The 23,842-nt window shown below is 38.8% G+C and carries 20 protein-coding genes and 1 pseudogene; 1 reads left to right on the forward strand and 20 read right to left on the reverse strand.

The annotated features are described in order from the left end of the window. Positions 1 to 40: 40 nt before the first annotated feature. The 7 genes from arsC to EXE09_RS03605 form a co-directional block, all read right to left on the reverse strand. Positions 41 to 475, reverse strand: coding sequence for an arsenate reductase (glutaredoxin) (gene arsC, locus EXE09_RS03570; protein WP_130116369.1), 435 nt, complete (start codon positions 473 to 475; stop codon positions 41 to 43). Positions 476 to 884: 409 nt separating this feature from the next. Then, complete coding sequence (locus EXE09_RS03580; RefSeq protein ID WP_004988488.1) at positions 885 to 1,220, reverse strand: carboxymuconolactone decarboxylase family protein; 336 nt, start codon at positions 1,218 to 1,220, stop codon at positions 885 to 887. Positions 1,221 to 1,275: 55 nt separating this feature from the next. After that, positions 1,276 to 1,671 carry a rhodanese-like domain-containing protein gene (locus EXE09_RS03585; protein WP_004988491.1) on the reverse strand — a complete coding sequence of 132 codons (396 nt, stop codon included), beginning with the start codon at positions 1,669 to 1,671 and terminating at the stop codon, positions 1,276 to 1,278. A 100-nt stretch (positions 1,672 to 1,771) separates the two neighbouring features. After that, positions 1,772 to 2,554, reverse strand: coding sequence for a sulfite exporter TauE/SafE family protein (locus tag EXE09_RS03590; protein ID WP_117008074.1), 783 nt, complete (start codon positions 2,552 to 2,554; stop codon positions 1,772 to 1,774). A 65-nt stretch (positions 2,555 to 2,619) separates the two neighbouring features. Next, complete coding sequence (locus EXE09_RS03595) at positions 2,620 to 3,492, reverse strand: MBL fold metallo-hydrolase (RefSeq protein ID WP_130116370.1); 873 nt, start codon at positions 3,490 to 3,492, stop codon at positions 2,620 to 2,622. A 2-nt stretch (positions 3,493 to 3,494) separates the two neighbouring features. Beyond that, positions 3,495 to 3,911, reverse strand: coding sequence for a DUF6691 family protein (locus EXE09_RS03600; protein WP_130116371.1), 417 nt, complete (start codon positions 3,909 to 3,911; stop codon positions 3,495 to 3,497). A 1-nt stretch (position 3,912) separates the two neighbouring features. Next, on the reverse strand, positions 3,913 to 4,329 hold the full coding sequence (locus tag EXE09_RS03605; RefSeq protein ID WP_121594791.1) for a YeeE/YedE family protein: 417 nt from the start codon (positions 4,327 to 4,329) through the stop codon (positions 3,913 to 3,915). 120 nt (positions 4,330 to 4,449) lie between these two features. Between EXE09_RS03605 and EXE09_RS03610 the strand changes: the two genes are divergently transcribed. Beyond that, positions 4,450 to 4,761 carry an ArsR/SmtB family transcription factor gene (locus EXE09_RS03610; RefSeq protein ID WP_004984482.1) on the forward strand — a complete coding sequence of 104 codons (312 nt, stop codon included), beginning with the start codon at positions 4,450 to 4,452 and terminating at the stop codon, positions 4,759 to 4,761. 257 nt (positions 4,762 to 5,018) lie between these two features. On the opposite strand, the gene EXE09_RS03615 is transcribed toward EXE09_RS03610, so the two are convergent. The 13 genes and pseudogenes from EXE09_RS03615 to EXE09_RS03675 all read right to left on the reverse strand — a co-directional run bounded on the left by EXE09_RS03615 (position 5,019) and on the right by EXE09_RS03675 (position 23,816). Beyond that, positions 5,019 to 5,732 (reverse strand): ABC transporter ATP-binding protein, encoded by a 714-nt coding sequence (locus EXE09_RS03615; protein ID WP_004984479.1) that lies wholly within the window; start codon positions 5,730 to 5,732, stop codon positions 5,019 to 5,021. Then, complete coding sequence (locus EXE09_RS03620; protein WP_130116372.1) at positions 5,725 to 6,948, reverse strand: ABC transporter permease; 1,224 nt, start codon at positions 6,946 to 6,948, stop codon at positions 5,725 to 5,727. The genes EXE09_RS03615 and EXE09_RS03620 overlap by 8 nt, the downstream gene beginning before the upstream one ends. Continuing rightward, the gene (locus EXE09_RS03625) at positions 6,945 to 8,171 is read right to left on the reverse strand and encodes an efflux RND transporter periplasmic adaptor subunit (RefSeq protein ID WP_130116373.1); all 1,227 of its coding nucleotides are present in this window, start codon (positions 8,169 to 8,171) and stop codon (positions 6,945 to 6,947) included. Before EXE09_RS03625 ends, EXE09_RS03620 begins: the two co-directional genes overlap by 4 nt. Before the next feature lie 634 nt (positions 8,172 to 8,805). Beyond that, positions 8,806 to 10,086: an McrC family protein gene (locus EXE09_RS03630; protein ID WP_130116374.1), complete on the reverse strand. Its 1,281-nt coding sequence runs from the start codon at positions 10,084 to 10,086 to the stop codon at positions 8,806 to 8,808. Positions 10,087 to 10,091: 5 nt separating this feature from the next. Then, positions 10,092 to 12,278 carry an McrB family protein gene (locus tag EXE09_RS03635; protein ID WP_228257155.1) on the reverse strand — a complete coding sequence of 729 codons (2,187 nt, stop codon included), beginning with the start codon at positions 12,276 to 12,278 and terminating at the stop codon, positions 10,092 to 10,094. A 218-nt stretch (positions 12,279 to 12,496) separates the two neighbouring features. Further along, on the reverse strand, positions 12,497 to 13,192 hold the full coding sequence (locus tag EXE09_RS18945) for a hypothetical protein (RefSeq protein ID WP_213073879.1): 696 nt from the start codon (positions 13,190 to 13,192) through the stop codon (positions 12,497 to 12,499). Then, on the reverse strand, positions 13,185 to 14,717 hold the full coding sequence (locus EXE09_RS03645; protein ID WP_130116375.1) for a toxin-antitoxin system YwqK family antitoxin: 1,533 nt from the start codon (positions 14,715 to 14,717) through the stop codon (positions 13,185 to 13,187). Before EXE09_RS03645 ends, EXE09_RS18945 begins: the two co-directional genes overlap by 8 nt. 253 nt (positions 14,718 to 14,970) lie before the next feature. Further along, the gene (locus tag EXE09_RS03650; RefSeq protein ID WP_130116376.1) at positions 14,971 to 15,372 is read right to left on the reverse strand and encodes a surface-adhesin E family protein; all 402 of its coding nucleotides are present in this window, start codon (positions 15,370 to 15,372) and stop codon (positions 14,971 to 14,973) included. After that, positions 15,365 to 16,456, reverse strand: coding sequence for a hypothetical protein (locus EXE09_RS18980; RefSeq protein ID WP_228257156.1), 1,092 nt, complete (start codon positions 16,454 to 16,456; stop codon positions 15,365 to 15,367). The genes EXE09_RS03650 and EXE09_RS18980 overlap by 8 nt, the downstream gene beginning before the upstream one ends. Positions 16,457 to 16,529: 73 nt before the next feature. Then, positions 16,530 to 19,786 (reverse strand): annotated as a pseudogene (locus EXE09_RS03660) (type I restriction endonuclease subunit R). Next, positions 19,783 to 21,168, reverse strand: coding sequence for a restriction endonuclease subunit S (locus EXE09_RS03665; RefSeq protein ID WP_130116377.1), 1,386 nt, complete (start codon positions 21,166 to 21,168; stop codon positions 19,783 to 19,785). The pseudogene EXE09_RS03660 and the gene EXE09_RS03665 overlap by 4 nt, the downstream one beginning before the upstream one ends. Continuing rightward, positions 21,168 to 23,489, reverse strand: a complete 2,322-nt coding sequence (locus tag EXE09_RS03670; RefSeq protein WP_130116378.1) for a type I restriction-modification system subunit M — start codon at positions 23,487 to 23,489, stop codon at positions 21,168 to 21,170. The genes EXE09_RS03665 and EXE09_RS03670 overlap by 1 nt, the downstream gene beginning before the upstream one ends. Before the next feature lie 96 nt (positions 23,490 to 23,585). Continuing rightward, a complete protein-coding gene (locus EXE09_RS03675; RefSeq protein ID WP_130116379.1) occupies positions 23,586 to 23,816 on the reverse strand; it encodes a helix-turn-helix transcriptional regulator in 231 nt (76 codons plus the stop codon). Positions 23,817 to 23,842: the final 26 nt, after the last annotated feature.

Here is a 23,842-nt window from a genome sequence, read left to right on the forward strand (position 1 = left end):
ACACTGATACAAAGTCCAACAGCATTAGGGGTTTCACCTTTTATTTTAAGCGTCTGCCTTGCTCATCAATGATAACTTCACCATCTTCTTTAGCGAAAGCTTTTAATTGCGGCAAAGGTAGAATATCTAGCACTACTTCAGATGGGCGACATAAACGAGTGCCCAAATCTGTCACGACCAAAGGACGGTTAATCAGGATGGGATGTTCAAACATAGCATCAAGCAATTGCTCATTTGTCCAGTTCGCATCGTCTAAATTAAGTTCAGTATAAGCATCTACATTTTTGCGTAACACATCACGAACACTTAAACCAGAGTCCTGAATCATTTTAATCAGCTGATCTTTTGATGGTGGCGTAATCAGATATTCAATTACTTCTGGTTCGATCCCCGTGTTGCGAATAAGCGCCAAAGTGTTACGAGACGTGCCACAGGCAGGATTATGGTAAATTTGAACTTTTGGCATTTGATCCATGAGCATAATCTCTTAAACAGACAGCTTTTTATATATGAATATTCAAATATACGCAATATGGAATATATGATTAACTACAAGTACCAATAAATAAGAAAAGCTCCTGAATCAATCAAAAACCTCCCATTTAGGTATTTCTGAAACGGTGTCAATTAAATTAAGAAGCTAAAGCTTCTTTTCGGATTCTCAACTCACATTAGGAACATCCCTCATCTAACAAACTGCTCCTAGTCAAATAAAGGATATTCCTCCCCTCACCCTCTGCTATAGCAAGAGTTTTTCCCACAATTGGAACCTGATCTGCTATCTGTTGAATAAAATGATTGGGCGAAATGCCATACAGATCCTGTGTTTGCGAATAAAGATTATCCCAGTGCTGATTCATATCGTTTCCCAATGATTGAAAAAATTAAGCTGTGAATTCTTTAAATGCTTCCAATGCATTAGCGGCATACATCAATGAAGGACCGCCCCCCATATAAACTGCAACACCAAGCACTTCCTCTAATTCTTGCAATGTCATTCCCATTTTGACTAGGGTTCTGACATGAAAACCGATACATCCATCACATCGTGCTGCAACACCAATCGCTAAGGCAATCAGTTCTTTTGTTTTAGGATCAATAACACCATCTCGCATTGCAACTTGTGACAATTGATTAAAACTTTTCATTAAATCAGGAGAATCCTGCGCTAATGTCTTTAAACTGCCTGAAATATTTTGAGTTAATTCTTTGTACTTCATGATTTTCTCACTTGAATGTCCATAAACTTAAGTTAGACTTAAAATAGAAATCTAGTTATTTCTCTACTGGATAACCCTGCTCTAGCCATGCTTGGAATCCACCCTGAACAGATTTCACCTGAGTAAATCCCATATTCTGTAAAGTATCTGTAGCCAGAGCTGATCGGCCACCCGTCCCACAAATCAAATAAATCGGCTGATCTTTAAGATATTCTAGTGCTTGCAAGGTATCGCAATGATGGCTCGCCACAGGATGCTGGTGAATTCTCATTTCTAAAACACCACGAGGATAATTCACGGCTCGGTCTATCGCTGCCGCCTGAAATTCATCCGGTTCCCGAACATCAATCAGAATGGTTTTATGGTTTTTCATGGCTTCAAGTAAGCCGTCTACCGTCACTTCTTGAATTCGGTTTTTTGCCATTGAAATTAATTGTTCTGCTGTTTTCATTACTCTTTACCTCTTCCGATCTTTAGAAATCTGGTCTCTGATTAAATATTCATGTCTTTAAAATGCAGTTTTTAAATTTGGCTCTAATCTCTTGCTTGTATTAAGTTATGATGACTGTAGAAATTAAATAAAATGCTACGCTTATGACAGTTATGGCAAAAACCTTTTGGATTTGACTATTCTTAACTAAAGGCATCAAACTTCGACCAATCAACATCCCAGCCATGCAAGCTAAAACGAAAGTCAGCGTGACCGAAACGGGGTATTGAAAACCATCTAAAATATGAGCTGAAATGCTGACACCACCTATCAGGAAAATAATCATCAACGAGGTCGCAACAATACTGCGCATATCAAGATCAGTTACTTTACTCAGTACTGGAACAATCACGAATCCCCCACCTACCCCAAGCAAACCAGTCAATAAACCTGCCACGACACCAATGGCACCGAGAGACAATGCAGTTTTCATGTTCCAAATCAGACGACCAGTTGTTTGGTTAACTTTACACAGCACACCTGTATGGTCATTCACTTTTTTAAAAAAAATCCGGTAAGCAACCACGAGCATGACTAAACTGAATGCTAAGGTAAGCCATACAGGAGAAATTATTCCTCCCAGATGCACACCATAACGTGCTGAAGGAATGCTAATCAGTGCAATCCAAAGCGCAGCCCGATAGCGTACTATCTTCTTAAATAAGCCTTCAAATGTTCCAACCAAGGCAGATAAAGTGACTGCAAGCAAGCCAACAGGTGCAGCTTGTGCGACCGTCCATCCTTGACTTGCCATCAGTGCGGGTACGGCCAGAATGCCACCACCAGCACCGGTTAACCCAAGCAAACCACCGATGGCCAGTCCTTCAAGTATTAGCATCCACATCGCTAGTGCCCCCCTCTATTACCAAACCAATTAAACAAAACTTGTTGTTTAATCTTAAAATTTGCCTATTTGAAGTAATTCAGTGGAAGTTTTAAATAAGAAACACCATTCTCTTCGGGTTCAGGGAATTGTCCTGCTTTCATATTGATCTGTATCGAAGGTAAAATCAGTTTGGGCATACTTAAACCCGCATCGCGCTTATTACGCATTTCAACAAAATCATCTTTGGTCGTGCCGTCGTGAATATGGATATTCTGATTTTTTTGAGTCTGAATATCCGTTTCACACATATAGGTATCGCGCTTTTCTGGCAAATAATCATGGCAGAGAAATACACGTGTTTTCTCAGGCAGTTGATACAAACTTTGTATTGAATCAAAAAGGATTGATGCGCTTCCCTTCGGGAAATCACAGCGCGCTGTTCCATAATCTGGCATGAATAAGGTATCACCCACAAACACGGCATCACCCATGACATAACTCAGGCAAGCAGGCGTATGTCCCGGTGTTGGAATGTTATAGGCTTTCAATGTTCCGATTTGGAACGACTCATGATCTTCAAATAAATAATCAAAGAGCTGCTGGGCATTCCATTGTTTAATATCCAGATGATAAATCGCACCAAAGGTTTCCTGTACAATGCCAATTTTCTGGCTCATGGCAATTTTGCCACTTAACTCAGCTTTGAGATATTGTGCAGCAGTCAGATGATCAGCATGTACATGGGTTTCGAGAATCCACTCAACCGTTAAACCCTGCTCTTTAATATAGGCAATAATTTTATCGGCATGAATAGTTGATGTACTTGCTGATGCCGGATCATAATCCAGAACGCTATCAATAATGGCGCAGGCTTTGGTCGCAGGATCACGTACAACATAACTGAAGGTATTGGTATCTTCGTGAAAAAAATCTTTTACTATAGGTAAGTTTGACATCGTTAAGCTCCTGACCATTTACGGTGAATCCATACACCCACCAGCATTGCTACAATAAAATAGAGCACTTGATAGTGGCCCAAACCGATCAAGGTAAAACTTGGTGCCGGACAGATGCCGGCAATGCCCCAACCTGTACCAAATAAAACCGCACCCGTAATCAGATTCTTATTTATCTGATTATTTTTAGGTAAATCAATAGGTTCATTAAATACTGTTTTCGGTTGTGCCGTACGTAATACTTTCTGGAAAGGAATAAAGGCCACCGCAATCGCGCCCATCATGACAAAGGCCAGACTAGCATCCCAGTCACCAAACAGATCCAAGAAATCGAGTACTTTTTCCGGATTGGACATACCCGATACCATCAGCCCCACAGAGAACAGTGCACCAAATAAAAAGGCAAACACATTTTTCATTTTAGAATGCTCCTGTGATATGACGGATAATATAAACGGTGACAAAACCTGCAAACATAAAAGTCATGGTCGCGATGATAGAACGCTTAGACAGGCGACTGATGCCACAAATTCCATGACCACTGGTACAACCCGAACCCAGACGTGTCCCAAAACCCACCAGTAGACCTGCCACAATCATCATCAGTGGGCTGGCATTCAATTCGATTTCAGGTTGTACAAATAGACCATAAATAAACGGTGTAATGATCAAGCCTGATAAAAACCAGATTGCAGGCGTTTTAAACCTGGTTTTTGAGTTTAATACTTGCCCAATCAAACCACTGATTCCCGCAATACGGCCATTGACGTAAAGATAGCCAACCACGGAAAGTCCGAGTATTAAACCGCCAATAAATGCGATGAGGAAGTCATGCATGATGAATCAATCTCTATACACTATACTTTTTTATATTATATAATAAAAAATATTAATCAAGCAGTTTTATGGTAAATTATGTAAACTGCACGGGCTACATCAAAAGTTGTGAGGACATTTATGGATATGATTGCTGAAAATGCCAAAATTGATTTTTCTCAAGTCGATTTCGTCAGCCAATGCCTGAAAGTTTTGGCCAATCCTGATCGCCTGAAAATCTTATGTGTCCTGGTGGATGGGGAAATGAATGTTCAGGAAATTGAAGAATCCACTGACATTCATCAACCTACACTTTCACAACAACTGACTGTCCTACGTAAGGCTGACATGGTCAGCACACGACGTGAGGGTAAACAGATTTTCTATCGTCTGAGTGATCCCAAGGTCTTAAGTTTGATGCAAAAGCTGTACGAGCTGTATTGTGCGAATTAATCCGCTTAGTACAGCCAAAAAGAAATGATCAGAAGCAGTAAACCTTTGTTTTTTTTAATACTCTTAATATTGAAAAATCTTGTACTCATTTTTTCTCTAGATTAGATTTAGTGAACTAAATCTGAAAAATATTTTATTCAAATTACACAGGGTTATAATTTATCGATTTACAAGTTTGTTCTTATATCGTGCTAGAATTTTGATGTCTACTCAATGTTTTGAACTGCTTTTACCAGAAGAGTGATCTACATTCCGGCTCATTCCATCTCGTGTTTGGAATCACTCTGAATTCTCCCATCCACCAAATTAATGGTTCGATCACAGGTCGCCGATAATCTAGGATCATGAGTCACCAATAAGACTGCACAGTCATGTTCGCGATGTACTTTACGAAATAATTCAAACATTTCCGCAGCAGTTTGAGTATCCAGATTACCTGTCGGTTCATCGGCCAACAATAGTGCAGGCTGAGTAATCAGTGCACGTGCAATCGCTACGCGTTGCTGCTGCCCTCCAGAAAGCTCATTGGGTTTACGGTCAGCGAACTTATCTAACCCTACAGCGGCCAATAATTCATGGGCATATTGCAACGCAGATTGATCTGGCTTACCTTGCTTCAGCATTAATGGCATGAGTACATTATGTAAGGCAGTAAAAGCCTGTATAAGATGATGGAACTGAAACACAAAACCTATACTATTGCCTCGTAATGCTGTCCGAGCCGTATCATCCATACGGCTTGTAGCCTGCCCCAACAAGTACAACTCACCACGACTAGGCTGATCTAATAAGCCGAGAATATTCAGTAAAGTACTTTTGCCTGAACCAGAAGGACCAATTAATGCAGCAAAGTCATTCCGTTGAATACACAGGTCAATTCCATGTAATACCTCCACTTCATTAGGCTGCCCAACATTGTAAGACTTTCGCAATGCTTCTAAACGCAGTACTTCCTGAGATGGATCAAACATGACGAATTGCCTCCACAGGATCAAGTGCAGCAGCCCGACGGGATGGTATTGCAGCAGCCAAAATACCTGTCACTGTCGCCAAGAATAATGCCGACAAGATAAGCTTGATTGAAATCGAAATATAAAACAAGCCGGGACCAAACTGATTAAATCCCCAGATCAAACCATAACTGACTACACTACCAAGCATCGAACCAAGCAGACCAAAAATTGCTCCCTGAAACAAGAAAACTCTTAAAATTTGTGCTTGTGTCGCCCCCGTCGCACGTAAAATACCGATTTCCCGAGTCCGTTGCACCACACTCACCGACATCACACTGGCAATGCCAAAAGCGACTGAAATCCCTACAAAAACAATAATCATGTTTGTAGAAAGACTTTGAGCGGTAATCGCATTCATTAATTGAGCATTGGTTTCAATCCAGCTTTCTGCTTTTAAGCCAGTTAGGCGTCCAACTTGTGAGGCAATTTGATCCGCCTTAAAAATATCTTGGATCGTCAGATCAATCACGGTGACCCCACCCGGCAAATTAAGTAAAGATTGCGCCTGTTTCAAATCCAGATAGACATAGCGCGCATCCAATTCACGCACACCCAATTCAAATATTCCAGAGATGTTCACAACTGCATTTTTCTGTTGCCCGGTATCTAATCTTAATTTGCTCCCAACTTGCACACCCAAATCTTTGGCTAATTGACGCCCAATTAATACATTATCCGCACTGACCTGTAATTCACCACTCACCATATATTGCTTCAACGGAATAATCTGTTGATAACGTTCAAGGTTGATACCAACCAATGCAATAGATTGAATCGCATCTCCGCGCTGTACAAATGCAGGACCTGAGACCACAGGAGAAACCGCAGTCAACACCGGTAAATGATCTAAAGTCCCAGTAATCTGCTGCCAATTATTAATAGAACGTAAGCGTTGTGCACGCTTATCTTCTTGTAACAACTGAAGTGTTCCTGCTGCTGGTGGCACAATACGATTCACCTCATCTGGTGAGAGCAAACGAATATGCGCCTGTGTCCCTAAAGTTCTTTCTACAATATTCGATTGTAAACCCTGAATTAAGGCGCTAATGAACACAATGACAGCTACCCCCACCGCGACGCCAATGGTAATCATCATCGACTGTGTGCGACCCTCTCGCAAAAAACTGATTGCGATGGTCCACTCGGTCCAAAGTCGCCTAAAAAAGTTTTTCAATCGAATTTCACCGGTAATTCATTTTTGCTATTTTTCTGATCCGTTTGACTCTGGAAAACAGGTTTAGTTTTCTCTATTCGGACACGAGTTCCATCTTTAAGCACTGATTCTGCATCGGTAAGGACGTGATCACCTTCTTTCAATCCAGCTACAACTTCAGACATAACCAAACCACGTAAACCCAGTGTGATAGGATGACGTTGAATTTTTCTATCTCTTACTAAAATGACCATAGCCTTGTTGCCACTTATACTGCTTAAAGCATCATTTGGAATGACCAAGGTTCGCTCGCGCTTGTTGGTTTCAACATTTACCGATACCGTCATGTCTTGACGCAGAAAACCTGGGACTGGATCAACTGTTAATCGGACGTCTACTGTGCCACGTTGAGCATCAATACTTGGAGCAATAAAATTAATATGGGCAGGAAAAGATTGATTTGGATAGGCATCTGCAATCACTGCGGCTTTTTGTTGTAAAGCCAACAGTGGTAAATTTCGTTCATCAAATGGCACTCGTATTTCAGTCGCACCATCCAGTGCAATAGTGAAGAGAGTCTGACTCGGTTGTACCAGATCCCCTGGCTCAACATTACGCGTTAAAATAATACCCGAAACTTCTGCACGAATTTTGGTCTTGGCAAGTTGCGCTTGAAGTGCAGCGAGTCGTTCGCGTAATTTTGTCTCTTCAACTTTATTTGGGGCAAGTGAAGCAACTTTTAATCGAGCTGATTCCAAATTATTACGGGCGAGTTTTTCTGCCTCTATCGATTTCTCCCTTTCCTCTGCTGATAATATTCCTAATTCGGTATTTCGTCTGCGTACCGCCTCTCTTTGAGCCTGTTCTAATTTCACTTTGGCATTCGCTAAATCGAATTCTGCTTGCGGACGTCTAGTGGTTGCGAGTTCCTTTAATTCAGCTTCTGCCTGCCGCACCTGCGCTGAAATTTCATCAGGTTTCAGTACTAAAAGAACATCCCCTCGAGAGACCCGATCTCCCTCTTGAACCAAGCGCTCAAGAACAACCCCTGTAATTTCACTACCAATCTGAGTCCGAGATACTTTCTCTACCCGTCCTGAAGCAACAACTGTCTGAATCAATGGACTGGATACGACTTCATAACTAGGTAACAATGGTCCTTGCCACCAGCGATATATAGCAAAACTGACGAGCAAAACCAGTAGTATGATCATGATCCAAGGCTTATAACGGGTAACAAGCAATTCCATTCTCCAAGCCAGATTTAAGAAAAGTTTTTGAATTGAATAATTAATGTCTAGTTAAATATATATGAAAATTTAGTTACAACACACCAAATTAAAAAAGCACACCATTTTTATTAAATTATTTTCTCTTACTGTTATAGTTTTTTCATAATTTTGATTAAAAAAACAAACAAAAAATAAACCTATATTTCTATATATTTCATAATTTTATATAAAATAATAACACGTTTTAGACTTTAACATTCCAGCTATCAATAACGTAATACATAGCCATATTTAGTAAAGTAGCTGTGATGGTGGCAGTTTAACTCGCCTAAAATTACTAACAACAACAAATATTTATTCAGTCATATTGCTAATGTATTACCTATTTTTTACCCAAAGATCATGAATGAAGCCCAGAGTTAATGCTCTAGGCTTTAGTCTTGTAACGCCTGCATACAAAAGAAACGCAACCGAAAAGGTTTTATGACTTATATATTTTACTTTTCTAAAAATTTAGACTGCTTCCTCTACCCTCGAAGCAAAAGCGAATTCCACCGACATATACCAGATCCAAGTAACAGGTGAAAACCACTAAAACACTACTTGATAAAAACATGCTTAACCAATTAGATAAAACCTGTAAACCTCAATCAACCACCTTAAAACTCTGTGGATCATCTACATTAAACGGTATGACACGTAGTTTTGCACTAGCGGTGAGCCTAAACTCAAAGTCATCTAATGGCTGCGTAAACTTGTCCTTCCGATATGGATAGACAAGTACAACATTACTGTCATGTTTGAGGTAATAGTAGCTATAGGCAAACATTTGCTGAATATCACTATCTTTCAAACCATAACGTCCAGCTCGATCACCTTGATCTATCAGCTTCCACTTAGTATCCATTACAATCGGCTTGTCATCTGGACACTGAATGAAAATATCCGGCTTAAGCTTAAAAATACTGCGTTGTTGATGCTGACAAATATGCTCCGTCGCATGCTGTGTCTTCACAGTATAGTCAGGTAAGTTACGGCGTAGATGATAAGCAACATAGTGCTCAAATAGCTTTTCCATCGGAAAGAGTAAGCTCATGCCACACCACTCTCCTTGAGTAGATACAGGCATGTATTCACCTAAGATTAACTCCGTCCAAGGTTTGATCTCAGCATACAAAGCAAGTAAGCGCCCTGACTGCCATTGCCTAAAGTCCTGCTTAATTTTGTGGCTTCGAGGGATCTCATTGGTCATGAGTCGCAGCTCTTGCGCCAATTTCCAATTGTTTGCATCTTTGGTTTTTTTACACACAACTTCTAATGCTGTACGAATCAGACGATTTTCAGGTCGATTCACCTCATACACATCATGCTCAATCGGAAAGATATGTTTCTTGGTCGTTGGCTGACGCATGTATTTCACATGCTGTAATTGCCCACGTAAAAACTTTTGTTCCTCTTGTACTCGATTATAGTCAAAACGTAAACCTCGTTGTACCAAACGCTCAAACGAAGCAAGAAACTGCGTGATGATCCATTCATGCAAAGGCTGTTTGAAGCGGTTTAAATTAGCACTACCTGCTTCCCGATACGGTAAATGCAAAGAAACACTGAGCATTTTTTGCAGGAGTTTACGCTCTTGGCGAATAATCTCCTGATCACCTTCGCCGTTGAGCTCTACATGCTTTGGTAGGATTTCAATCCGTGTACCGCATGGGGTTTCAATCACCCCGACATATTGATCTAGCTTTAGCTTTCTACGTCCAGCCAATTCAAATACTTTTGCGCCGTGCTTAGAAAATGAAGCCGAGAGCTCACACAAATGCTCGAATGCAGATTCAGTGATATAAGCATGATCAAGACTAGACTTAGGACAACCTTCATAAGCAACGCTGATGAAGGCATATTCTCGGACGGTAAAATCTGCCATGAGACTTAGCCTTTCGCACCAAGTATAGAAACAAAAGCATCTATGGTTTTAAATGCCTCCTCATTGATTTTCCATATTTTCTTTTGTTCAGAATAATGAATATCTTCCCCTGTATTCGGTGGGAATAATCCTGAAATATTGATCTCTTGATCTTCAATAATCATTTTATTATTAAAGAAAACAAGATTGATTTTCGACCAATCATCAAAGAAGTATTCTTGAAGCTGTGGAATAATTTTTTGTTTAAAGATTGCTGCTAAATGCTCACGAGTACGATCTTTCTTTAAGCTCATAAAGTTAGCATGACCAATACAATGATCACGATCTAACAGTACTTCAATACGTTGATTGATGACCCTTAATAGCTCACCAATATTTAGCCCTTCCACCTCAATGTCATTCAATAGCTCTGGTTTTGGTGGCATTTCAATAAAGGTAAAGCGACGGCGCAACGCTATGTCTAAGCCAGTTAAAGAGCGGTCTGATGAATTCATGGTGCCAATAATGTAAACATTACTTGGGACAGAAAATTCTTTTTTGGAATAAGGCAAGATTACTGATAACTCTTCTTCAGCACCTTGGCGTTTTGAATCCTCAATTAACGTGATTAACTCCCCAAAGATACGTGAAATATTGCCACGGTTGATTTCATCAATAATGAGAACATAGGGAGGTTTTAATGGATTTTGCTTCCGCATTATTTTTTTTATGTCTTCTTGTAAAAATTCAACAAGTTTTGGTTCATATACTGGGTGGGTTTTTCTCTCTTCTTGTTCTAACTTCAATTCTTTTTTTACACTCGCAATTGAAATAGAATTGCTATAACCAGATGTTGTTCTGTAGACAATATTTTTATCACCAGATCCTTGATGTAGACTAAACTTCTTACCAGTTTTAGTTTGGAGCACAACCAATTCATCATTTTTTAATTTACTTAATAAATTATCTACTACAATATTTATTAATTCTTCATAGTTAGATGTAGTTGAATCAAACTCCCCCTCAGACGCAAGTGAACAAATACTCTTAAATACGCCCGAAGCTATTGGATACGTAATCTCAGATTTACCCAATTCATCTTTTTGGCTCTCAGCCCTTATCCCTTCAACAAAATCCTCATAGCTAAAGCTTTGATGGAAAGTGACAAACTTAATCTGACCTTGCTCTTTATACTGATCAAACCGTGTTTTTAAAGCCGTGCGATCTTCTTCCTCTAAAACTTCGAGGGGCTTATTTTCAATAATTGATAAGGCATGGTTAATACTGTGAAAGGTTTTACCTGTACCTGCGGCACCAAATAAAATACGATTTAAAGGGTGTACTGTTTGATCTGTATGTTCTATGGTTTTTTCCATCATCGTATTATCTATATAGTCATTCGGCAAATAGCCAATAAAAGGTTCTCTTTCCTTATCAATTGCAACAAAGTCACCTTTTTTTAATTCATTCAATACTTCATGCGTTAAATGAATACGTTCTTGTGCAGAGAAAAAATCATCCTGATTTGATGTTAAAAATAATCCTTCGGGCTTAAAATCTAAGAAGCCTAGAATACGATTAGTGCTATGTACCCCGTTATAACTTTTGTTTTCACCGAATCGAATTTGATGCTTACTATCACTTTGTGTAATCCACCAATCAAGCGGAATATCATGCATAAAACGAATAAGTTCTAAAAAGAGTGATTTATGCGCCTCATTTTGTATTATTTCTAAATAGCCATCGACTGTTTTAAAGTGATCTAATATTTGCTCATCAGATAATTTATCTTCTACTCGTCCTGATTTTTTCTTATAAATTTCTTCTAATTCAGTATAATTTTGTGGCACTTTATCAAAAATCCATTCTTTAACAAATGGACGGGCAATACGCATAATCGTATGCCAATATGTATAAAGATAAATGAGGTGTTCTTGAGCCAGTGGCTCCCATTTTACTTTTAATGTACGTCCATCCCCCACATTTTCAGTCACTTCGCCAATGACTTTTACCTTCATGCAACTGACATCACAGCCAAAATTATTAAAGGGCAAATTATTCTTTTGGACATAAACAGTTTTAATAGCAACCTTATCACCAACTTGTACTTTTTTAACAGTATCTAAAAATTTATCGGTATATCCATTTTGCCAAATACCTTGTTCAATAAAATTGGATGTTTGATCATCACCATCCCAATCTGCCCCTAACATCCAATAGTTCATAAAATACGGAATCTCCCTCACTTTAAATTTTTTTCTTTACTGCTTTAAATGTAATTTCATTGGGTTGAGTTTTTCGACAAACTCAACCATGCTTACGTTATTTGATCCAAATATGTCGACACAACTCAGTGATATCATCTTAATGTTGATCTGCCACTTGAGGTAAACCATATTTCTAACCACTTTTATCCATAGAGCTATTTAATTTAAAAATCCCATATATGATTTTTATCTTTAATAGCTTCATTTGTAGATTCTAGTGTTGCTAAAGTTTTAAATGGAGAGGTAGCTGCTAATTGATTTATACTATCTAAACCCATTGCTAATTGTTGCATATTATTATTTGATATTGCATGGTCTATTACTTGGAAAAGTTTTGAAAAGTTTTCTTTTCTTTCATCGAAGGACTTATCCAAATATTTCATGATAATTTCTTTTTGGGCTTGAATTTGAGCAATATCTTTATCTCTCTTGGCTTCAATATCTTTTCTTACTGTTTTCTGTTGTTCAGTAAATTTTGCTACATCACCCGCTACCTCGATAAAACGTTTTAATACTTGTGCAGCCTCAGCAGGGTTTCCTGCAGCTATACTTTTGACAGTTCCAACCAAGTCTTTTCTGACCTGATCATCAAAATCATTTTCTGCTTTTACTACCACTTTTTCTCTATTATTTTGAACTTGGTCTTTACTATTATTAGAGTTTATATCTTTATTTTTCTTCTTAAAATTCATAAAATCATCAGCTTTATTTATTGCTGCATCTTGAAAACTTTTAACCCCTTCATCGACAACTTTTTCCACTGATATTTTTATTTTACCTTTATTTTGATCGATAAATTCAGATACCTGCTCTTTAATCTTTTGCTTTGCTGCTTCATAAAAACTTTGAGATTTAGACATGTGCTAACTCCGTATTTAATATCGAATAAGTATTTTCTATAATTGTTGTACTTTCAGCAGAAGTATTCCCATTTTCATCTAACAATGGAGTTTGAGCTAATTCACTCATAGATTTAATTAAGATTGCCACTTTTTGGAATGTAGAAGTGTAATATTCATCGTTTGTATTATAATCAATACTTAATGGATCTAGTAAATCTAACTGCCTAATAATAGTATCCTCTAATTGATATGTGACCTCTTGTAATTCATTTGATCTTTTTGCAATACCATCAAGTAAAACCCATAATTTTTGTATGTTCTCAACTTCAGTCTCTATTTTAGCTTGATACTCTTTACTTTCAGTTAATTTTTTAGAGTAATGCGTCGAAGCAAGTAAACCCGCAGCAAGTAAACCTACGCCTGCTGTTGCACCCGCTGTAATTCCCGTCAGAACTGTAGCTCCAGCAGCCATTCCACCTCCGCCAGCAGCAATACTCCCACCTCCTAGCCAAGCTAAAGTTGCATTTGTCGCAGCAACCCCGCTTAAACTACTAATTGCAGTTCCTGTAGAAGCCGTGGCTAAAGCTCCAACAGCTGATGTGACTAGAGCTGGAGTTCCCATTGCCGCGGCCGCTCCTAAAGTGCCAACTGCAGCTGAATTGGCAAGTGCCTTAGATGCTGCCATATCAATTTTTTCCATTTTTTCAATGACACTTGTCGTCAGTCCTATACCTTCTAAGATCTTATATTCCTTTATCTTATTTTCTTGTTGCATATCTTTAAGTAAACCTAGAAATCTACCCGTAGTATTATGTAGAGCATCAAGTCTATATCTTCCAAATCGATTAATATGAGTATTCAGAAGCTCCCTTTTTTCTTCTGTTAAATCGAAAGCCCTTTGGTAATACTTTTCACAAATATTTTGTATGTTACTAGCACTTGATCTATCTTGAATACCCTGTATTCCCGTCGCTACTTTCCCTATTTTTTTGATACCGGATAAAATACCTGCTTCGTTTTTAGCTGAATCTTTTGTTTCTTCTATAGATTTACTATATGCATACTCTCTTTTTGCAATCTGAAATTTTTCTCTAATCTCACTAGATTCAACATTATTTTCTAATTGCAGTTTTGTCCTAAAAATTTGACTATCAACATGTTCAACTTTATTTAACAATTGCCCATTTTTAAACATACATTCTAAGATTAATTTACCTTTTTTATCGAAAACCACATATTTTCCATCATATTTTCCAAATTTATAGCTTCCTTTTATGTATTTTTGGCCAGTACTATAAAAAATTTCAAAAACACCTTCGAGGCTATCGTTTTTCCAATTTCTAGATTTATTTAATTTACCATTTCGAAAAAAAAATAAATCTTTTCCTACACATCCCAAACCATCCTTGTAATAATATTTACGCTTTAACTGTCCAGAATCCCAATATTCCTCTATCTTTTTTCCAGAAGGTTTCTTAAAAAGAAATAAGCTAATAACTATTACTAGCAAAACCCCAATCATTATTAAAATTTCATTTAACATCCTTCCCCCCTACTTTATATTACATAAACCAACTACTATGAAGTACGAACTAAAACGTCGCCGTTCATGTTATTTTTTCTATAACGATTTTAAGCATAAGCCCAATCTTAATAATGAGATATGAATAACTAATTTTCAGATATCTTACCGACTATTTACCAACACATCATAAATAATATGAGAGAACTACTTCATCTTAGCAGGGTCGCCCATAAACGTGATCACTTGCCTTTAACTACCAACTCACCATACATCAATGATCACATATTGCCTTAGCAAAACTTGAACCAACTGTATCGGGAATAATAGGTGTCATTTTCACATACGAATCTGTATAGCTATCAATAACTCTATTCCCTTTGTATTTAACTTCGGTTTTAAATCCTAAGAGATCTGCACTACAATTTACATGGTACAAATTTTTAGTATAATCACCCAGTCCCAGCCCATCTTTTGAAATATCATTAATAACGATTTTTTTTACCCAAAATTGAGTAACATTACTCGATATAGTTGAATAACCAGTTGGTATTTTTCGGATACTTTGCCGATCCAGCTCATATCTAAATTCATCCGTTTCACCTAAATATTCCCATTCAGATGCTTGAACAGATGAAATACCGCATACTATTATTGCCAAAAATAACTTATTCATAACCAACCTCTAATTCATTATTCTCTTCTGCCCCAGTATCACCACCATTTGCTACCGATTCAGGCTCTAGCTGTTCAGGTGCATTATTGGTAATTTTATTAAAATTCTGACTCATCTCAACACCTAAACGAGAATCATAAGAATTATTATGAGAATATGAGGCTGAGTTTTCTGTAGATATACCACTATTAGTGTCAGATTTATGTCTTCTTGCTTGTACCTTTTTATTTAGCAGGCTTATCAATTGAATTTCAATTGTTTTTTGATGATCAGATGCCAAATGACTTGTATTCGTAGGTATATAATAATACTTTTGATTTCGAGCTAAAACCCTATCATCTCTCAAATACTCATCGCGATTGAAACCCATCTGATTAGCAACAGCATTATCCATGAGTCTTGCAGCATTATCTAGATAAAGACAATAGAGGTTATCAATTTCTGTATTTACATAACAATCACGAACACTTCTAGCCACTCCCGAAATTCCCGAATCTGACAGTATCTCTAAAAATTCATCTACAGCATCATTCATGTAGCTATAATTATCTGTAATCGTAGTATTAGCTAAATAAGGATCAGTTATTTCATCATTAGATGTATCAGTGTAAAGATAATGTGTTGAGGTATCATCTGCAGATTCTTCATAAGGAGCTGTTTCATAATCAGCACTAGGCTCTTCAGTTTTTTTAGTTACTATAGAGCCAACAAATAATATTGTTGCTAATACCCCAATACCTAAAATTGAAAAAATCCAAACACCCTTTGAACTTTCCTTTTCTGGTTTAGGCGTTACATCTAATGGTGAGCTTTCGTTACTATATGCAGATAAAGGTTGTGATTGAGGGTTTTGAGCTATTTTTTCTTTAAATTTATCAAAAGCGACAAAAAAGCTTCCAAATACTAAAAATGCCACCCCTAAAGTTAGAGGTACGATTACTGAGCCTAAAATAAATACACCCACTACACCCAAAAAGCTATGAGGTTCGATAATAGAATAAGCAACATAATAAGGCAGCAATAACAATGACACGTAAATCACTATATATGCCGCTAGATATAAAAACCCCAAGAAATATGCCATAACGCCCCTACATCATTTCAGATTTAATAAGTTTATAAAAATGACCTTGTATTAAAATTTAACTTTGAACTTACTACTGACGGTCCCTATTCACCAACACATCATAAATAATATGCGCAAACTGCTTCATCTTGGCAGGATCGCTCATCAACTGTGTCATTTGCTCCATATGCGCTGCATTACTATCTAACACTGCATCATCAAGCGCCGTGTCAAACTCACCGAGCATCGCTTGCTCACGTGGGTTGTTATGAATCTGCGTCATCATACGGGTGTTTTCAGCCATCTTATCGGCAACCGTATAGGCATAATTAATCATATCCTGATCCGTTAAGTTATCCGTCACAAATAACTCATTCACACGGCGCAAAATTTGCGACAAGAAATCCTCTTTCTTCTCCTTCGCCTTTGCTGTCCCCACATCATTCGCAGGTTCTAACTTATGCTCAGTGCTATCCGCTTGAAGCTGAATATCCTGCTGACGAAGCTTAGATAAGCGGTAATGCGTCATTTCCACATTACTTAAGTCAATCACATCCTCATCAGCAATTTGTTCACGTAGCATTGGACGTAAGGCACGTGCGTATAGGCTCAACTTCTCAAGGTCTTTATCGTCATAGTCCACAATCTGCGACATAAACTCATAAAAACGGCTAAAGCTACCCAAGTCCTTTTTAAAGATTTCTAAGCCATCACGTGCTTTCTTTGCATCCGCAAATTCATTTTCTGCATTGGCAATGAGTACAGGTTCATTGGTGCGCTTGGTGATCTCTAAGCGGTTCTTGGTGACATCATAATCATTCACCGCTTGTTTATAGCTTTGATCCCAGCGTTGTAAAGCAGGCTTACAGATATTTGCCACTGCGGCAGGTGATTTGTTTTTGGCATAGAAAGCATCGGCAAATTGTTCTACTTCGGTCCACAGGAAAATCCCTGCTGATTTAAGCTTTTCAAACAAGTCATACACTTGATCAGGATTAGATACATCTGCCAATTCTGCGGTTTGGTAGTACGGTTGGAAGGCATCTAAAATGTCTTGTGGTTCATTAAAGAAGTCCAACACAAATGTGCCTGTTTGCGCTTTGGTTGGATAAGTACGGTTTAAGCGAGACAGTGTTTGTACGCACTCCACCCCACCCAATTTCTTATCCACGTACATGGCACAGAGTTTCGGTTGGTCAAAGCCTGTTTGGAACTTATTCGCCACAATCATCACCTGAAAGTCATCGCTATCGAATGCTTTACGCATCTCCCGACCTTTCAAATTTGGGTTCATATTACTTTCAGTAAACTTCTGACCCAATAGATGGCTACTGTCTGAATCATTCTCATTGAATTCCACTTCACCCGAAAAAGCTACCATCGCTTGAATGTTTGGGTATTTCTGTTCCGTGATGTATTTATCAAAGGCTTGTTTATAGCGCACGGCTTCTTTACGTGAGCTTGTGACCACCATGGCTTTGGCTTGGTTATTGAGTAAGCCCATCACATTCTTTTTAAAATGTTCAATGATGACTGCGACTTTTTGCGAGATGTTGTAATCATGCAAACGTACCCATTGATTGAGCTTAATCTTGGCTTTTTTGGCATCTACCGTATCGTCTTTTTCTTCAATCTTCTGCTTAAGCTGATAGATGACTTTATAGTTGGTGTAGTTTTTCAGTACATCCAAAATAAAGCCTTCTTCAATCGCTTGGCGCATGGAATAGACATGATACGCCTGAGGTAAATTGGTTTTTGATGGTGGCATCGTTGGATCAGGCAGACGACCAAAAAGCTGTAAGGTTTTATCTTTTGGCGTTGCAGTAAAGGCATAGAAACTTAAATTATCGCTACCCTTACGTGATGCCATCACCGCATCGAGCATATCTTCAGTAGATAGGCTGTCATCTTCGCCACGTTCTTCCACCATCAAGGTTTCTTTAAGCTGACGCGCCGTGGAACCGCTTTGTGATGAATGGGCTTCATCGGCAATCACGGCGTATTTACGTTCTTTCAGGCTGGTGCTGTTTTCAATCGCACGTAGGACGAATGGGAACGTTTGAATGGTGACAATAATAATCGGCTGTGCCATTTCTAAGGCTTTGGCGAGTTTTTCTGATTTTGAACCATCGCCTTCTTTGTTATTAATACGACCTACCACGCCATCGGCATGTTCAAACTGGTAAATGGTGTCTTGTAGCTGTGCATCTAAGATGGTGCGGTCTGTCACCACAATCACCGAATCAAACAGTTTTTTATTGTTGGCATCGTAAAGGCTAGAAAGCTGATGCGCCGTCCATGCAATGGAGTTTGATTTACCCGAACCTGCACTGTGCTGAATCAGATATTTTGTCCTGTGCCTTCCTTTAAGGAATCCTCAACCAATTGGGTCACAACTTTCCATTGGTGATAACGTGGGAAAATCAGGCTTTCTTTTTTGTATTTTTTGCCTTCCCAATCTTCTTTTTCTTCGATTTGCAGATGAATAAAGTTGCCGATGATATTGAGCAAACGATCAGGTGTTAAGACTTCATTCCATAAATAGCCTGTGGCATATTCATTTGGATTTTCAGGTACGTCATTACCTGCGCCTTGGTCTTTGGTGCCTTTGTTAAACGGTAAGAAATAGGTGCTATCGCCTTGTAAATGAGTGGTCATATACACGTCAAACTGACTTACGGCAAAATGCACCAATGCACCACGTTTAAACATCAGCAAGGGTTCAGGCTTATTGGTTTCAGAATCTTTCGGTAAACGAGTTTTACGGTACTGTGCCATCGCATTTTGCACCGCTTGTTTAAACTCAGACTTAAGCTCCATGGTTGCCACAGGAAAGCCATTAATAAACAGCACAAGGTCAATGCGCCATTTTTTGGCTTGTTTGCCTGTGGCTTCAAGTTCGGCTTTGTTGGCGTATGGACTATAGACGAGTTCTGGCACAATACGGCAGATGTTTTGTTTATAGCGCTCGTTCAGTTCAGGGTTTAAGCCATGTTCGGGTTTAAACTGACAAAAAGAAAAACGACAACCACGGGTACGAATGCCATGACGCAACACGCCCAATGTGCCATAACTGCGTGATTGGGCATCAGTGGCGTTAATGTCGGCTTTTTTCAGTTGTGCTTCTACGGTGTCTAAAAAGTGGCGTTCGGTGTCATTGGGGAAAATACCTTTAAACTTTTGCCATTCCTTGTCTTGGGTGTTTTGTACAAAGTCCAATAGGTCTTGGGTATACAGGGCTTTTTCTCGGTTGTAGCCTGTACCTGAGCCAAGTTGCCAACCGTGCGACTGCATTTGGGCAATAATGTCTTGTTGGAATTCCGTTTCTAAAGTTGCATCCTTTCTCATGCGCCAAGCTCCGTATTCGCCTCATTATTGTTATAGTTTGGGTTTTGCCAATTTGTTACATTGATTTTGCCTGTGACCGCAGAGGAAATAAGGGCTGTACGGCGTTCTTGCATCAGTTGAATAGCGGATTCAGCTTTTCTCGTTAGCTCATCAATTTTTTGATTAGATTGCTTGATGCTTTCTAAAATATTTAGAGCCTCATCATATGGCGGTAGTAAGTAATAAAGCTCTTTGATTGTATCTTGCCCAATGTTTTGCATTGAGTGGCTCGCACCTGTTGCACCTAACTCAATTTGCTCTCGTATTGTTCCAATAGATAAATACAAAGAGACCATTTCAGGCAATACATTTTTGGAGAACCTTAGTCGATACAACTTATCGCAAAGTATTAGATTTGGATAATCACCATCAACAACAGAAGCACTTCCTACTAATTCTTTTGTATTAGCACGAGAAATTAATAAATCATCTTTTTGAATTAGATATTGCAAGCGTGGCTCTAACTCAGGTGGCAAGGCTTTATTTTCGAAACTTCTAAATGAGCCACCATTAACACACCCAACTTTTAAAACTCCATATTCATGTGATTCAGCAGGTCGAGAATCACATTGAGGACTCCAACCTTGTTCAAAAGTCGTGGTGATATGTTTTATCTTTATACATTTCCAATGCTCAGGCACTTGCCCTAGCCATTCCACCCCTGAATCTTTCATAGTTACATCAGGATTTAAACCTTTGGTCACAGCATGGCTAATCACCGCTTGACGCTTTTCTTTAAGCAGTTCAATTAGCTTTTCTTGTTTGGCAATCAGACTGTCAATTTTTGCGGTTTCATGGTCGAGGAAATTGGCGATTTTAATTTGATCTTTAATAATTGGAGCTGAAATTTTTAAAGATGCTACTTTTTCCTGATTGATATTTGGTTGTCCACCACCTGATGAAAGTTGAATGATTTCATTCTTAAAAGCCTGTAACCAATAAAAAAGGTACTTATTATTTAATACCTTTGAACTTGTCATTACACAACAAGCTTGGTTAGTAGTTGCTTCTACCCCGAAGATACCTAACCGACCGATAGTTGCACCATACATTGCTATGGCTATTGAACCGCTTGGATATTTTCGTAAAGTTGGAAACAATTCAATTGTTCTTTGAGATACCTTCTTTTTAGTATCTAAAATTACATTTTCTCTTAGCTCACCTGTTGTAACCCAAGGAATATCACCTTCAAAATTTTCCTCATTTGAAGTCGATGGTGTTGTGCCTGATCCAATTTCGTTATATGCGTGACTTAATTTCCACATTTCCCAATGGCTAGGAATCTCACCTAACCACTCAACCCCTGAATCCTTATACTCAGCATATTTCTCATACTTTGCCATTAAGAATGCACCTCTTGTAAAAGTGCCATAATTTCACGGCTTACCGCATCCAAATCCGCATCAATCTCGCTTAAATCTCTTGGCGGTTCATACACATAAAAATGACGGTTAAACGGAATCTCATACCCCACAATACCAATTTCATTATCTTGCGCATCACGTTTATCCGCATTGATCCACGCATCAGGCACATGCGGTTGCACTTCACGCTTAAAATAAGACTCAATTAAATCGGTAGTGCTGACATTTGGATTTAAAGCAATGTTTTCTGCATCACGTAAATCACCATCTTGCACAAACTCAACCACTTTGCCTTTATAACTAAACTGACCATACAGCGGATTTTCTGCGCCTTTTACAACCTTATTCACCACAGGTTCTGCATCGGCATTTTTCCAAGTGATGGCATCAATAAATTGCTTTTTCTCTTTGGTTTCAAGCTTGATGTTGGCATCTTTTAAGGCTTGCTTGAGTACATCATCAAAAGCATTAAAATCATCAAACTGCGCCGTACCAATCTTGGTTTGTAAGGCTTGCGCTTTGGTCAATAAACTACGTTGCTCTAACCACAGTTTTGGTTCAAGGATGGTTTTAATGTCTTTTTCTTTCAGTTCGCTAAATTCAGCTTTAATGAGCGTACGAATCTCGGCTTCATACTCCGCCAATTGACCATAAGTTACTTCTGTCCATGTCGTGCCATAATCATCATACAGCTTTTGCATTACGGCATTAAACGGCTTTGGTGCAAAACGTAAAGTGGCAATACGCTCATCACTCACCTGAGCCGATAAACGTAACGGACGCTCAATGGTCACACGGCGGTAGCCAAACTCGTAGCTGTTAAAAATCTTGCTTGAGAAAGTCTTCGCCGTCTCAGTTTTAGGGCTCGCAGATTGACGACCACGACTCGATTTTACATCGGCAGGCTTATCCAGCTCACGAGCATCCATCACCTCAAAATTGCCATAGGTGCGTGTAATCAGGGCAATATCATCTTCACTCATTTCATTACGTTTTGAGCCAAGTGACTTACGCATTTTGCTATACAGGTTACTACCGTCTATAAGCTGTACTTTGCCTTTGCGCTCAGCGTCTTTTTTATTGCTCAGTACCCAAACGTATGTGGCAATGCCTGTGTTATAGAACATATCGGTTGGTAGGGCGATAATCGCTTCTAGCAAATCGGCTTCTAAAATATAACGGCGGATTTCACTCTCGCCACTGCCTGCACTACCTGTAAATAATGGCGAACCATTCAGGATAATGCCAATACGGCTACCTTGTTGATTGTCGGCATCTGGCTGACGCATCTTGCTCATTAAGTGCATTAAAAAAAGTAACGAACCGTCCGACACACGTGGCAAGCCTGCACCAAAACGACCTTCAAAGCCTTTTTGCTCATACTCAGATTTAATGTCATCTTCAATTTTCTTCCAATCCACACCGAACGGTGGGTTTGAAAGCATGTAGTCAAATTTGTCGTAGGCAAGTTGGTCATTCGACAGCGTATTGCCCAATTTAATATTGGCAACTGTCTGACCTTTAATCAACATATCTGCTTTACAAATGGCATAGGATTCAGGGTTTAGCTCTTGCCCATAAACAACAATAGATGCATCAGGATTATGCTCACGCACATATTCTGTACCTGATGATAGGAAACCACCTGTACCCGCCGTTGGGTCATATACGGTACGGATAATACCTTCTTTGTTCAGAGCATCATCATCTTTACCAAAAACTAAGCCTGTTGTTAAACGCACAATATCGCGTGGGGTAAAATGTTCACCTGCGGTTTCGTTTGAACCTTCAGCAAAACGACGGATCAACTCTTCAAACACCAAACCCATTTCATGGTTGGATACAGCGTTATAACTTAAGTCTGTTGCAGCAAACTTTTGTACCACTTTATACAGCAAGTTAGCATCATCAAGCAGTCCAACAAATTCATCAAACTTAAAATGCTCAAAGATCTCACGGGCATCTTTAGAAAAGTGCTGAATGTAATTCACCAAATTGGCACGAATGTCCTTTTGCCCAAGGCTCACTAAGCTCAATTCTGAGGTATTACAGAACGATAAGCCATTGGTGGCTTTAAGTAGCATCTTTTCTTTGGCTTCTTCAGGCAACGGCATTTGTTTTACTTTTTCGTTGGCTGCCAATACATCTGCTTTACTTGACTCAAGTACACACTCTAAACGGCGTAATAATGTAAACGGTAAAATCACACGTCCGTATTGTGATTGTTTGAAGTCACCACGAAGCAAATCTGCAACCGACCAAATGAAGGCTGCTGTCTGTGAAAAGTTATTATTTGTCATTGAGAAACACCGCCAGCGAAGAAGCTGTAACACTTGAAATTTATAAGGTTGATTGTGCCTTAAAAGTATCAAAAAAATAAGGGAGCAAAGCATCCCTTATTCTCGACTCGCCAACTTATTTTCAATCCACTGATGGATCTCTAAAGCTGACCAGCCGATACGGTTTTGGGTGATCTTTACTTTCTTTGGAAATGTCGGATCGTAATACGGTGAGTTTTCATCCATCATTTCATAGATAGTAGAACGTGCAACACCTACAATTTCTACAACCTGCTTAATATTGATGAGTTGATTCATTTGAAAAGTTTGACCAACAAACGCATTCATGAGTTTACTCCTAATCATTCATGCGA

This window comes from Acinetobacter sp. WCHAc060025, assembly GCF_004209355.1.
GTDB lineage: Bacteria > Pseudomonadota > Gammaproteobacteria > Pseudomonadales > Moraxellaceae > Acinetobacter > Acinetobacter wuhouensis.

Coding starts and splice junctions, on each gene's coding strand:
- arsC (WP_130116369.1), bottom strand. CDS start 475: ATGGATCAAATGCCAAAAGTTCAAATTTACCATAATCCTGCCTGTGGC.
- EXE09_RS03580 (WP_004988488.1), bottom strand. CDS start 1,220: ATGAAGTACAAAGAATTAACTCAAAATATTTCAGGCAGTTTAAAGACA.
- EXE09_RS03585 (WP_004988491.1), bottom strand. CDS start 1,671: ATGAAAACAGCAGAACAATTAATTTCAATGGCAAAAAACCGAATTCAA.
- EXE09_RS03590 (WP_117008074.1), bottom strand. CDS start 2,554: ATGTGGATGCTAATACTTGAAGGACTGGCCATCGGTGGTTTGCTTGGG.
- EXE09_RS03595 (WP_130116370.1), bottom strand. CDS start 3,492: ATGTCAAACTTACCTATAGTAAAAGATTTTTTTCACGAAGATACCAAT.
- EXE09_RS03600 (WP_130116371.1), bottom strand. CDS start 3,911: ATGAAAAATGTGTTTGCCTTTTTATTTGGTGCACTGTTCTCTGTGGGG.
- EXE09_RS03605 (WP_121594791.1), bottom strand. CDS start 4,329: ATGCATGACTTCCTCATCGCATTTATTGGCGGTTTAATACTCGGACTT.
- EXE09_RS03610 (WP_004984482.1), top strand. CDS start 4,450: ATGGATATGATTGCTGAAAATGCCAAAATTGATTTTTCTCAAGTCGAT.
- EXE09_RS03615 (WP_004984479.1), bottom strand. CDS start 5,732: ATGTTTGATCCATCTCAGGAAGTACTGCGTTTAGAAGCATTGCGAAAG.
- EXE09_RS03630 (WP_130116374.1), bottom strand. CDS start 10,086: ATGGCAGATTTTACCGTCCGAGAATATGCCTTCATCAGCGTTGCTTAT.
- EXE09_RS03635 (WP_228257155.1), bottom strand. CDS start 12,278: ATGTTAGGGGCAGATTGGGATGGTGATGATCAAACATCCAATTTTATT.
- EXE09_RS18945 (WP_213073879.1), bottom strand. CDS start 13,192: ATGTCTAAATCTCAAAGTTTTTATGAAGCAGCAAAGCAAAAGATTAAA.
- EXE09_RS03645 (WP_130116375.1), bottom strand. CDS start 14,717: ATGTTAAATGAAATTTTAATAATGATTGGGGTTTTGCTAGTAATAGTT.
- EXE09_RS03650 (WP_130116376.1), bottom strand. CDS start 15,372: ATGAATAAGTTATTTTTGGCAATAATAGTATGCGGTATTTCATCTGTT.
- EXE09_RS18980 (WP_228257156.1), bottom strand. CDS start 16,456: ATGGCATATTTCTTGGGGTTTTTATATCTAGCGGCATATATAGTGATT.
- EXE09_RS03665 (WP_130116377.1), bottom strand. CDS start 21,168: ATGGCAAAGTATGAGAAATATGCTGAGTATAAGGATTCAGGGGTTGAG.
- EXE09_RS03670 (WP_130116378.1), bottom strand. CDS start 23,489: ATGACAAATAATAACTTTTCACAGACAGCAGCCTTCATTTGGTCGGTT.
- EXE09_RS03675 (WP_130116379.1), bottom strand. CDS start 23,816: ATGAATGCGTTTGTTGGTCAAACTTTTCAAATGAATCAACTCATCAAT.